The following is a 13,182-nucleotide window of genomic DNA, read 5'->3' on the forward strand; positions in this document are numbered from 1 at the left end:
AATTTAAAATTGTTATTCACCTAAAAGTTTTCGAAAATTAATTTCAATTTGTCGCTTAAGTGGTTTAAGTTTTTCGTGAATAAGTGTATGTGCCTGTTTACTATTTAAACTAATACCTTGTTCAGGTTGTGGATTCTCCATTAAATTAGATTGGTCAGTATCATATGTTATATAAATCTCTGCCATTTGGTCAAAATAACTGTTCAAAAGATTTTCAATACTATCATCAAAATAGATTATATTGTAATTAAAATATTTGTGAAATTCTAAGTGTTTATCAGTAAATTTATCACTCAAAATTCTTTCACCCTCTTCAAAGGTTGTACCTTCAGGTATAAATTTGAAAGGTTGCACATAATCCTTCAAAAGCTCTAAACTTTCATAAATGAAATGATAAGTCTTTTCCAAAACTACAAGTCGTTTTTCGTGTAGTTTCGTAAACTTGAAATTCTCTTTCGTTTTTAAATGATTAAGCTCTATTTGGAATTGAGCAAGTTTTTCATCAAAGGAATTTTTCACACTACCTTTAACCCTCTCATTCAACCAAAGTGTTATTAAAGTTGGTATTAATGCACTAATAAAAATTATTAAACCATTACTGTATTCTTCCATTTGATTAATTGTTTATATCGGCATTAAAGTTAAGAATTTTCTTAGCAGTTGAAGACAAATGTTAAAGTTTAAATTTTTTTATTTTTTTTCAAATTCATAAATAATTAAAAATCAATGAATTAAAATCAAAGTGTATTTATATTATACCTCGTAGAAGTGCTAAATGTGTTGTCATTTTTTTAATTTAAAATAAAATATAGAGAGCCCTTCAAAAATTAAAATGAAACACTCTTTTATCGCTGCAAAGTTACAGCTTTTTATTGCGATTTTTTGTACACCAAACCCGGGCCATCACATGTTCTCCAAGTACCTGTTAACAAACCATCTGCATCTATAAATAGTGATTCTTTCGAATTGCCATAACAATTTCCAGCAAGAGTGCTATTGCCTAAAAAAGTCAATTCAAAATATGTTATGCCATTGATATCTTTGGTTTCAAATGTACCCGATTCGGTGGTCGTAGTAGTATTTCTTACTCTGGTTTTTACAAAAGTTCCATCGGCTTTAAAAATATAAAACTCCTGCCATTCCATCTGATTTCCGGTGGTTTCAGAGTCTGGAAAAGTGCCTGACATCTTAATTAATGTCCATTTGCCATGAAAATCAGATGTAAAAGAATCACTGATTTCTTTCGTTTCATTTGAACAGGAAAAAAGACTTAACACAAGAATAAAAATGATTCCGATTTTTTTCATTTACTTTGGTTTTTAAGATTTTATACCCTCACAAGATACTTATTTTAGCTAACTATTTTTTCAATTTACAATTTAATAACCTAAGAATTTAAGTAATAATTCAGGCTGTTATTTTTTAAATTTAAAGATAAAAACTACTTTCTAACGTAAAGATATCTTTTTTTGTGCTTAATTTTGAAATCCGATTACACTTTCAAATTTCCTAATTAAAATCTATCTTCGCTTTTTGAAAGAGAAAAGAAAATAAAACGTATAAAAATACAAAAATCAATCCTCTAGATTCAAGCTCTTTTTACAATCTAAAATCAATAATCTAAACTCTAAAATTAGTAATGTCTAATAATCTCCTGGAGACTCCAATAGAATACTTAAAAGGCGTTGGTCCCAGTCGTGGCCAGCTGCTTCGTAAGGAATTGGGGATTCATAAATACGGAGACTTGATCAATTTTTTTCCGAATCGATACATTGACAGAACTCGTTATTACAAGATCAACGAACTGCAAAATACAGGTTCTGAAGTGCAGATTATCGGAAAAATAATCAATATAAAAACGGTCGAATTTGCTAAGAACAAAAAGCGTTTGGTTGCCACTTTCGTGGATGATACCGGGCAGATAGACCTCAATTGGTTTCAAGGACATAAATGGATTCGGGAAAGTCTTAAACTTAACGAAGTTTGCGTGATTTTTGGAAAATGTTCCTTGTATGGAAGCCAATTTAGTATGGCCCATCCGGAAATTGAGTTACTGACTGAGCACGAAAAAAGTCTTCGATCTGCGATGCAGCCTGTTTATCCTTCGACAGAAACCCTGACCAACAGAGGTATTTCAAATCGGACGATCAACAAATTAATGCAACAATTATTTATTGAAATACAGGCTTTATTTACCGAAACTTTTCCTTCTTATTTAATAGAAGAACTGAAATTAATTTCGAAAAAAGCAGCTTTATTCAATATTCATTTTCCAAAAAGCACCGAAGCTTTAGCGAAAGCGCAATTTAGATTAAAATTTGAGGAATTGTTCTTTATTCAGTTACAATTAATCACCAAAAACTTAATTCGAAAACATAAAATAAAAGGACATCCATTTACGAAAGTAGGCGAATTTTTTAATGAATTTTATCAAAATCACTTGCCTTTTGAGTTGACCAATGCACAAAAAAGAGTGGTCAAAGAAATCCGTGCAGACATGGGAAGTAATGCTCAAATGAACCGATTGCTGCAAGGAGATGTGGGTTCGGGAAAAACCATTGTTGCCTTTATGAGTATGCTTTTGGCACTGGATAATGGATTTCAGGCCTGTTTGATGGCTCCCACCGAAATTCTGGCCAATCAGCACTTTATTGGCTTATCTGAATTTGCTGCAACCTTAAACATCAACATAAAAATACTGACTGGCTCGACCAAAACCGCTGCACGAAAAATTCTCCACGAAGAATTAGAAAATGGCACTTTACAAATCTTGATCGGGACGCACGCTTTACTTGAGGACAAAGTAAAATTTTACAATCTAGGATTAGCCGTAATTGATGAGCAACATCGTTTTGGAGTGGAACAACGTTCTAAACTGTGGAAAAAAAATGAAATTCCGCCTCACGTTTTGGTGATGACCGCCACTCCTATTCCGCGAACTTTGGCGATGAGTTTGTACGGCGATCTGGATATTTCGGTGATCGATGAATTGCCTCCCGGAAGAAAACCCATTCAAACGGTACATCGATACGACAGTAACCGTCTAAAAGTATGGAAGTTTTTGCGCGACGAAATTGCCCTCGGAAGACAAATTTATATTGTTTATCCGCTTATTCAAGAGTCTGAAAAAATGGATTTTAAAGATCTGATGGACGGTTACGAAAGTATTTCCCGTGACTTTCCGCTACCGCAATATGCTATTTCGATTTTGCACGGAAAAATGAAACCAGCCGATAAAGATGCAGAAATGAAACGTTTTTCTGAGGGAAAAACCAATATTATGGTAGCCACAACGGTTATTGAGGTTGGGGTAAACGTACCCAATGCAAGTGTTATGATTATCGAAAGTGCCGAACGTTTTGGCCTGTCGCAACTCCATCAACTTCGCGGGCGTGTAGGTCGTGGCGCCGAACAAAGCTATTGTATCCTGATGACCAGTCATAAATTATCAAGTGATAGTAAAACAAGGATGGAAACGATGGTGCAAACCAACGACGGTTTTGAAATTGCCGAAGTCGATCTGAAATTGCGTGGCCCCGGAGATTTAATGGGAACACAACAAAGTGGTGTTTTAAACCTTCAAATTGCCGATATTGTGCGTGATCGTGATATTTTGGCACTTGCCAGAAATTATGCGATGAAAATATTAAAGGAAGATGCACCACTTCAAAAGCCTGAACATGCTGTTTTGAAAGCCGTTTTTATCGAATTGACGAAAAAGAAAAGTATTTGGAACTATATTTCTTAGTTTTAAAATATAAAATACCGAAATTTACGGTGATTTCTTTACAATTTGAAAACCTTTAAAGCACTCTAGGGCTTTAACTTTGCCCTTTTTTATAAAAAAAATCAAATTACGATTAAACCTTTCTTCACAAACGATGTCTAAATACATTAGCATCGAGCAAAAAAAGAAAATATTTGTACATACAAACGTTAAATAATAGTAAAGACCTTTTGATTTGGTAACAAAAAACTAAATTTGTCGCTGCTAGAAAAACACCAAAAAAGAAAAAAAACATTACCCAATTTTATGAAAGTAAAAAACCTAATCTACGCCTTACTCATCATCGCAATTGTAGGATTTATTGGCTACCGAGTTCTATCAAACAAAAGTAAAAATGAAGAATCTAAAAAATTTGGCGATAAGGATTCTCCAACAATAGTAACAGGAATTGTGCTAAAAACGGCAACATTTGATAATAACTTATCATTATCCGGTTCTATTGATGCCAATGAACAAATTGAGATAAGAAGCGAAGTTTCCGGAATTGTTGAAGGAATTTATTTTACTGAAGGCACTTATGTAAACAAAGGTCAGGTACTTTTTAAGGTAAATGATATTGAATTGAAAGCGCAATTGAGACAAGCTTCTACAAAAGAAGGTCTGACGGCTGAGAATGAAAGAAGAGCAAAATTATTACTTCAGAAAGAAGCAATCAGCCAAGAAGAATTTGACGTTGCTCGAGCAGACCACGCTTCGGCGCAAGCCCAAACTCAGTTGATAAAAGCTCAAATTGCCAAAACAGCTGTAAAAGCTCCTTTTTCGGGAAAAATTGGTTTGCGTTCTATTTCGCCAGGAACTTACATCACTCCTACTATATTGGTTGCGAAATTGGTTAATACCGGAAAATTGAAAATTACTTTTTCGATCCCAGAAAAATATGCCACTCAGGTACGATCTGGTTCTGTAATCGACTTTACGGTTTCGGGATCGACAAAAATATACAAAGCAAAGATTTACGCCATTGAACCAGAAGTAGAAGTTGCTACGCGTACCTTACAAATTCGCGCCATTGCAGAAAACACAGACGGAAAACTTTTACCGGGAACTTTTGCAGATGTAAAATTACCTTTAGACATCATAAAAGATGCCATCGTAGTACCTTCGGAAGCTATAATACCTGTAAAAGACGGTAAAAAAGTATTTATATCAAATATGGGTAAAGCCAAAGAAATAATGGTAGAAGCAACAACAAGAACAGATGCTTCTATTTTGATTCTTTCTGGGCTAAAAGCGGGTGATACACTGATAACCAGCGGTGTAATGTCATTAAAAAATGACTCTCCGATACAATTAAAAATAAAATAATTATAGTTTTTTAGCATTAAATTAGAAAGGTTTAAGCATTTAAATCTGAAATTGAATACCTAAAATCTAAAATCCCAAATTATAATGAGTTTATCCACCACAAGTATAAAAAGACCTGTTTTAACCATCGTACTGAATCTTCTGATTATTTTATTCGGTTTTATTGGTTATACGTTTTTGGGCGTTCGGGAATTTCCCTCAATTGATCCTGCGCAGGTTTCCATTAGAACCAATTACACCGGAGCCAACGCAGATATTATCGAATCTCAAATTACAGAACCTCTTGAGAAAGCTGTAAATGCTATTGACGGAATTAGAAATATAACGTCGTCGAGCAATCAGGGAAGCAGTAATATTACGATAGAATTTAACCTTGATAAAGACTTAGAAGAAGCTGCAAATGATGTGCGTGACAAAGTTTCGCAAGCGATTAGAAGCTTACCGCAGGATATTGATGCTCCGCCAGTTGTTTCTAAGGCTGATGCCGATAGTGACGCGATTATATCGATGACGGTTCAGAGTGATAGTCGTAGTTCATTAGAATTGAGTGATTATGCAGAGAATGTTATTTCGCAACGATTAGAGACCATTCCCGGTGTGAGTGGAGTTCAGATTTGGGGACAAAAACGTTACGCCATGCGTTTGTGGATCGATCCTGTAAAACTGGCAGCCTATGGTTGTACCGTTGCAGAAGTTCGTGATGCTTTGAATGCTCAAAACGTAGAATTACCATCTGGAAAACTTACGGGTAATAATACCGAACTTACTGTAAAAACAATCGGAAACTTATCCAAACCAGAAGAATTCAACAATATCATTATTCGTACAGATGGTGATAAAATTGTGCGTTTTAGCGATGTTGGTGGTGCCGAATTAGGTCCGGAAAATATCGAAACAAAATTGAGTCAGTCCGGTCTTCCTATGATTGGTTTGGCAATTGTTCCGATGCCCGGTGCCAATTATCTTGATATTTCATCAGAATTTTATAAAAAATATGAAGCCTTAAAGAAAGATTTACCTAAAGATATTAAGTTAAATATTGCCCTTGATAATACTATTTTCGTAAAAAAATCAGTGCTTGAAGTAGCCGAAACATTAGGGATTTCTATTATTTTGGTAATCATCATTATTTACTTGTTTTTTAGAGACTGGGCAATTGCTTTCAGACCTTTAATCGATATTCCGGTGTCGTTAATTGCTACATTTTTTATTATGTGGCTTTTTGGTTTTTCGATAAACGTACTGACTTTATTGGCAATTGTACTCGCTACGGGACTGGTCGTAGATGACGGAATCGTAGTAACCGAGAATATTTTCAAAAAAGTAGAAGAAGGAATGTCGCCGATCGAGGCTGCTATCAAAGGATCAAACGAAATATTTTATGCCGTAATTTCGATTTCGGTAACATTGGCCGCAGTATTTTTGCCCGTGATTTTCTTAGAAGGTTTTGTGGGCCGACTCTTTCGGGAATTTGGAGTTGTGATTGGTGCCGCCGTTTTAATTTCGGCTTTTGTGTCCCTTACTCTAACACCGATGCTGAACGCATATTTGATGAAAGGCGGCGAACAGAAAAAATCTAAATTTTACATTAAAACAGAGCCCTTTTTCGAAAGATTAAATAGTGGTTACGCCGAATCGTTGCAAAAATTCATGACTAAAAAATGGATTAGCTTTCCTATTCTAATTGCGTGTTTCGGATTGATTTATTTATTTTTTACGATACTTCCAAAAGAAACTGCACCCTACGATGATCGTAGCTCGGTAACGATGCGTATGACAACCCCGGAAGGTTCTTCTTACGAATATACCGATCGCTTTATGCAGGAAATTTCAAAATTGGTTGATGATTCTGTTCCTGAGAAAAAAGTAAGTTTGGTGATCACTGCCCCAGGTTTTGGAGCTTCGGCGACTAATACTGGTTTTATCAGGCTGTCACTAAAAGAATCTGACGAAAGAAAAGCATCTCAAAAAGAAATTGCGGATAAATTAACCAAATGGACAAAAAAATATCCGGATGCTAAAACATCAGTTATTCAGCAACCAACCATCGCTGTTAACAGACGTGGAGGTTTGCCTATTCAATATATCATTCAGGCTCCTAATTTTGAAAAATTAAGAGAAAAAATACCTGTTTTTATGGATGCGGTGGGTAAAAGTGATGTTTTTTCGATTTCGGATGTCAATTTGAAATTTAATAAACCCGAAATTAATGTGAGTATCGACCGAGAAAAAGCCGAAAGTTTAGGCATCTCGATTATCGATATTGCACAAACTTTGCAACTTTCGTTAAGTGGTCAGCGTTTTGGTTATTTTATCAGAAACGGAAAACAATATCAGGTTATTGGTCAGTTTGATCAAAAAGATCGTTCGAAACCACTTGATTTAACGTCGATGTTTGTCAAAAATAATAAAGGGCAATTGATTCAGATGGATAATGTGGTCAATGTAGAAGAGCAAAGTAATCCTCCGCAATTGTATCACAACAACCGATACATGTCTGCTACAGTTTCTGCTGGTTTGGCGCCAGGAAAAAGCATCAGCGATGGTATTCAGGCAATGGATCAGATAAAAGCAAAAGTGCTGGATGAGAGTTTTACAACCGATTTAAGTGGAGAATCTCGTGATTTTGTGGAAAGTAGTTCCAATACTTCTTTTGCATTTGGATTAGCGCTTTTATTGATCTTCCTGATTTTGGCAGCTCAGTTTGAAAGTTTTATAGACCCGTTGATTATCATCCTAACAGTACCAATGGCGGTAGCCGGAGCGTTATTTTCACTTTGGTTATTCAATCAGACTTGGAATATCTTTAGTCAAATCGGAACCGTAATGTTGATTGGTTTGGTAACCAAAAATGGTATTTTAATTGTTGAATTTGCCAATCAGTTGCGAGAACAGGGAAAACCAAAACTGGAAGCAATTTTAGAAGCGTCAGAGGCACGTTTACGACCAATTTTGATGACCAGTTTGGCTATTGCTTTAGGAGCATTACCTATTGCAATGTCGCTTGGAGCGGCCTCTACGAGTAGAATCGGGATGGGAGTTGTAATCGTTGGAGGAACTATTTTCTCTCTGGCATTAACCCTTTTTGTTATTCCAGCTATTTATTTGATGTGGTCGAAAGCCAGAAAACATTATCCTGAATTTGATCATATCGAAGAATACGAGAAAGAAAGCAAATCGTAGATTTAAATTAACATAAATTAATCCTGACCGTTTTTAAAAATTTGTTAGGATTCAAAAATAAATTCGTAGACAACATTTATCCTATGAAAACTAAAAATATATTAAAAACACTAATTTTGTTTTTGTTTTGTATTGCAAAAAGTAACGCTCAAGAAGTACTTACTATCGAAAGTGCTATAAAAATTGCTTTAGAAAATAATTTTGAAATTAGAATTGCAAAAAATACTTCTAAAATCAGCGAAACCAACGTCACTCTTGGAAATGCAGGCATGTTGCCCACAGCTACTGCTTCGGTTGTAGATAATAATAGCATTCAGAATTCCTCGCAGACCCGTCAGGATGGCACATCTACTTCTTTAAATAATGCCAAAAACAATAGCTTGACGTATGGTGTAAGTTTAGGTTGGACTATTTTTGACGGAATGAAAATGTTTGCCCGATTAGACCAGCTAAAAGAGTTAGAAAAACTAGGCGACACCGAACTTAAAAGAACTATTTTGTCTAAAATTAGTCAGGTAAATTCTGCTTATTATGATTTGGTGCAGCAACAGCAACAGTTGGCCGCTTTAGATACGACCATTGTCATCTCTACGCAAAGATTAGACTTGGCAAAAAACCGTTTTAGCATCGGAAAAGCCTCAAAACTAGAGGTTTTGAATGCACAAGTCGATTTAAATTCAGATCAGGTAGCACTTTTACGCCAAAAAGAAGCCTATGCAAATGCCAAAATTTTATTGAATCAGTATTTGGCACGTGATTCAAAAGTTGACTTTAAAGTAATGGATGTTGTAACAGTTGATGAAAAATTGATTTTGGCCGATTTATTAGCTTTAGCACAAAAACAAAATCCAGTACTGGAAGCTCAAATCATTAACAAAAGAATTGCCGAATTACAGCTCAAGCAGGTAAAAGCAGACCGATACCCTACTGTACAGCTAACATCTGGGTATAACTTTTCTGAGAGCCAGTCGAGTTTAGGATTTACGACCGAAGCTTCCTCAAAAGGTTTAAATTATGGTTTTAATGCTTCTCTGAATATTTTTGACGGATTCAATCAACATCGTAACGAAAAAATTGCAAAATTAGATATTGAAAATACTCAAATTGCAATAGAACAACAAAATAATATATTGAATACCCAAGTGAGTACTGCTTTTCAAACCTACTTAACCAACCTTGAATTAATTGGTCTAGAAGAAGATAATGAAGAAATTGCAAAGCAAAACCTTTCGATTACTCTGGATAAATTTAAAATTGGAACAATCACTACTATAGAATTCAGAACAGCTCAGTTAAACTATGTAAATGCAAAAGTGCGATACAGCAACGCACAATATCAGGCAAAATTATCTGAAATTGCTTTGAAAGAATTAGCGGGAAATATTAATTTTTAATTTATTTTTGCTTCAAAAAAACGGTAAATGACATCCTATAACCCAAAAGATTGGTTTAGTTTTATTTTTCATTTTAGCAAAGCAGATACCTTTCGTAAATTACTTCCGATAATGATTTTCATCGGAATTTACTCGGCAACAATTGCTTATCTCGAAATAGAATTTTGGGATTTACCCGATGATAGCCATGTAAAAAACATCTCGGTCATGCACAGCATGCTGGGTTTTGTCATTTCGTTATTATTAGCATATAGAACCAATACAGCTTATGATCGTTGGTGGGAAGGCCGTAGAATGTGGGGAAGTCTGGTTAATAACAGCCGTAATTTTGCTTTAAAACTATCGGTGATTTTGACAGACGAGAAAGACAGAGCCTTTTTTAGAAAAATAATTCCTGCTTATGCTTCTCTGTTAAACAAACATCTGAAAGACGAAGAAACGGGCAAGCAACTTTTTGATGACGTAGATTTAGTAATAGATCACCATAAACACAGGCCCAATCAGGTTGCAAAAATTATTTTTACAAAAATACATGATCTTTACAAAAGCAATAAAATTACAGGCGATCAACTGATTATTTTAAATAACGAAGTGATTACTTTTACAGATATTTGTGGTGCCTGCGAACGTATCAAAAACACGCCCATACCCTATTCTTACAGTGCTTTTATCAAAAAATTTATTTTTATTTTTGTGTTGACGCTTCCGTTTGGTTATGTTTTCTTGTTAGGTTATTATGTGATTCCGGTAGTGGTTTTTATTTTTTATGTTTTGGCAAGTTTAGAATTAATTGCCGAAGAAATTGAAGATCCTTTTGGAACAGATGCTAATGACTTACCGACTCAAAAAATATCCGAAAACATCAAAAAACATGTTGAAGAGTTGATTTAGTAAAAAAATACAATCTAAATTTTGTGTTTAGATTCAAATTTAACCAAAGCACACAGGACGTTATCAAATGTCTGTTTCGTCTTCTTTTTAATAAAATAAAGACCGGACTAAAAAACCAAATAAAATCTTTCTTTCTAGAACTCTCAATCCTTATATTTGTATTCTTATTTAAGAATAAAAAATTATCATGAAAATATCTTACAACTGGTTAAAACAATTCATTAAAACAGATTGGACATCTGAGCAAACTTCAGAATTACTAACCGATTTAGGCCTGGAAGTAGAAGTTGTCGAAAAATACGAATCGATAAAAGGTGGTTTAGCAGGAGTGGTTGTAGGACATGTATTAACTTGCGAGAAACATCCTGATGCAGATCGACTAAAAATAACTACCGTAAACATTGGTCTTGAAGCACCTATACAAGTAGTTTGTGGCGCGACAAATGTTGCAGCAGGGCAAAAAGTACCTGTAGCAACTGTGGGTACAGTTTTGTATGATAAAGAAGGAGCTGCTTTTACTATAAAGAAAGGAAAAATTCGAGGACAGGAAAGTCACGGAATGATTTGTGCAGAAGACGAATTAGGTCTTGGTACAAGTCATGATGGTATCATGATTTTGGATGAAACATTAGAGCCTGGTACTCCTGCTGCGAGTGTTTTTAAACTTGCAGACGATGAAGTTTTTGAAATTGGCTTAACGCCAAATCGTGCCGATGCCATGAGTCATTACGGTACAGCACGTGACCTGAGAGCTGGAATGTTGCAAAGAGGCGTAAACGTAGAATTGATCACCCCTTCTGTGAGTAATTTTAGAGTAGAAATGCGTACTTTAAAAATTGATGTAAGCGTAGAAGAACCTCTTCTAGCCCCTAGATACTGTGGCTTAACCATTTCCGGGATTTCTGTTGAGCCGTCTCCAGCCTGGTTACAAGACCGATTAAAAGCTATCGGATTAACTCCGAAAAATAACATTGTCGATGTCACCAATTATGTTTTACACGAACTGGGACAGCCTTTACACGCTTTTGATGCCAGTAAAATAAACGGAAAAGTTATTGTAAAAACACTTCCGGAAGGTACAAAATTTGTCACTTTGGATGATGTTGAAAGAACATTACATAAAGAAGATTTGATGATTTGCGACGAAAAAGGCCCTCTTTGTATCGCAGGTATTTTTGGCGGAAAAAAATCGGGTGTTACAGAAGGAACTACAGCTATTTTCTTAGAAAGCGCTTATTTTGATCCTGTTAGTATTCGTAAAACTGCCAAAAGACATCAGTTAAACACAGATGCTTCTTTTAGATTCGAGAGAGGTATTGATCCCACTATTACAGAATATGCCCTAAAACGTGCAGCACTTTTGATTCAGGAGGTTGCGGGAGGAAAAATTACATGTGATGTGGTAGAAGTATATCCTAAAAAAATTGAAGATTTTTCGGTTTTACTAAATTTTAACAATGTTTATAAAATTATTGGTCAGGAGATTCCAAAAGACACTATAAAAAAAATATTGGTTTCGCTGGACATCAAAGTAAATAGTGTTTCTGATTCTGGTTTAGGCCTGACGATTCCTGCATACCGCGTAGATGTGCAACGTGAGATCGATGTTATTGAAGAAATTTTAAGAGTTTACGGGTATAATAATATCGATTTTTCGAAAAAATTCAATGCGACCGTTTCAAATTCGCCAAGAACAGAAGATTATAAAGTTCAAAATGTAATAGCTTCTCAGCTAAACTCGCAAGGTTTTCACGAGATGATGGCCAACTCTTTGACAACAGCTGCTTACACTAAATTATCAACAACTTTAAAAGAAGAACATAACGTAACAATGCTGAATCCTTTGAGTAATGATTTGGCTACTATGCGTCAATCGCTGTTATTTTCGGCTTTAGAAGCCATTTCTTATAACATCAATAGAAGAAATTCTGATTTGAAATTATTTGAATTTGGAAAAACATATCATAAATATCTCAACGGATACGAGGAGCACAAACACCTTACCTTGTCAATCTCTGGAAACAGAAACAAAGAAAGTTGGATTGCAGTTCAAAAATCTACCGATTTCTTTTTATTGAAAGGTTATGTAACGGCCATTTTAACGCGTTTAGGGATAGAAAAGATCACAAATGCTCCTGTTGCATCTGATGTTTTTTCTGAAGGAACTTCGATTTGCTACAACAATGATACATTAGTGGAAATGGGTGTGGTAAAAAAATCCATTTTAAAACATTTCGGAATCAAACAAGAAGTCTATTTTGCTGATTTTAATTGGGATTTAATTCTAAAAATCATCACAGGAAAAATTAAATACAGTGAGATTCCAAAATATCCGGAAGTTCGAAGAGATTTAGCTTTGTTGATAGACCAGAAGACGACTTATGAAAGTATTTATAACCTAGCAAAACAAACCGAAAAAGGACTTTTAAAAGACGTTAATTTATTTGACGTTTACGAAGGGAATAACTTGCCGGAAGGAAAGAAATCTTACGCATTAAGTTTTACTATTCAAGACAATACAAAGACGTTAACCGATGTTCAGATTGATAAAATCATGTCGAAATTACAACAAACGTTTGAGACAGAACTTGGAGCTAGTTTAAGATAGAACAGTTCTTATAG

Annotated in this window: 8 protein-coding genes; 6 read left to right on the forward strand and 2 right to left on the reverse strand. The window is 34.9% G+C overall.

Translation table 11 applies throughout. The annotated features are described in order from the left end of the window. Positions 1-12: 12 nt before the first annotated feature. Complete coding sequence (locus J3495_RS03885; protein WP_210665261.1) at positions 13-612, reverse strand: hypothetical protein; 600 nt, start codon at positions 610-612, stop codon at positions 13-15. Positions 613-869: 257 nt separating this feature from the next. Further along, on the reverse strand, positions 870-1,307 hold the full coding sequence (locus tag J3495_RS03890; protein WP_210665262.1) for a hypothetical protein: 438 nt from the start codon (positions 1,305-1,307) through the stop codon (positions 870-872). 332 nt (positions 1,308-1,639) lie between these two features. On the opposite strand from J3495_RS03890, the gene recG reads away from it, so the two are divergent. The 6 genes from recG (at position 1,640) to pheT (ending at position 13,168) form a co-directional block, all read left to right on the forward strand. Further along, on the forward strand, positions 1,640-3,748 hold the full coding sequence (gene recG, locus J3495_RS03895; RefSeq protein ID WP_210665263.1) for an ATP-dependent DNA helicase RecG: 2,109 nt from the start codon (positions 1,640-1,642) through the stop codon (positions 3,746-3,748). Positions 3,749-4,033: 285 nt separating this feature from the next. Next, positions 4,034-5,092 carry an efflux RND transporter periplasmic adaptor subunit gene (locus tag J3495_RS03900; protein ID WP_210665264.1) on the forward strand — a complete coding sequence of 353 codons (1,059 nt, stop codon included), beginning with the start codon at positions 4,034-4,036 and terminating at the stop codon, positions 5,090-5,092. An 84-nt stretch (positions 5,093-5,176) separates the two neighbouring features. After that, entirely contained in the window at positions 5,177-8,275 is a 3,099-nt protein-coding gene (locus tag J3495_RS03905) for an efflux RND transporter permease subunit (protein ID WP_210665265.1), read from the forward strand. Positions 8,276-8,358: 83 nt separating this feature from the next. Next, on the forward strand, positions 8,359-9,669 hold the full coding sequence (locus J3495_RS03910; protein WP_210665266.1) for a TolC family protein: 1,311 nt from the start codon (positions 8,359-8,361) through the stop codon (positions 9,667-9,669). Between the two features lie 27 nt (positions 9,670-9,696). Continuing rightward, positions 9,697-10,560 carry a bestrophin family protein gene (locus J3495_RS03915; protein WP_210665267.1) on the forward strand — a complete coding sequence of 288 codons (864 nt, stop codon included), beginning with the start codon at positions 9,697-9,699 and terminating at the stop codon, positions 10,558-10,560. Positions 10,561-10,747: 187 nt separating this feature from the next. Continuing rightward, on the forward strand, positions 10,748-13,168 hold the full coding sequence (gene pheT / locus J3495_RS03920; RefSeq protein WP_210665268.1) for a phenylalanine--tRNA ligase subunit beta: 2,421 nt from the start codon (positions 10,748-10,750) through the stop codon (positions 13,166-13,168). Positions 13,169-13,182: the final 14 nt, after the last annotated feature.

It is taken from the genome of Flavobacterium geliluteum, assembly GCF_017948595.1.
Taxonomy (GTDB): Bacteria; Bacteroidota; Bacteroidia; order Flavobacteriales; family Flavobacteriaceae; genus Flavobacterium; species Flavobacterium flavipigmentatum.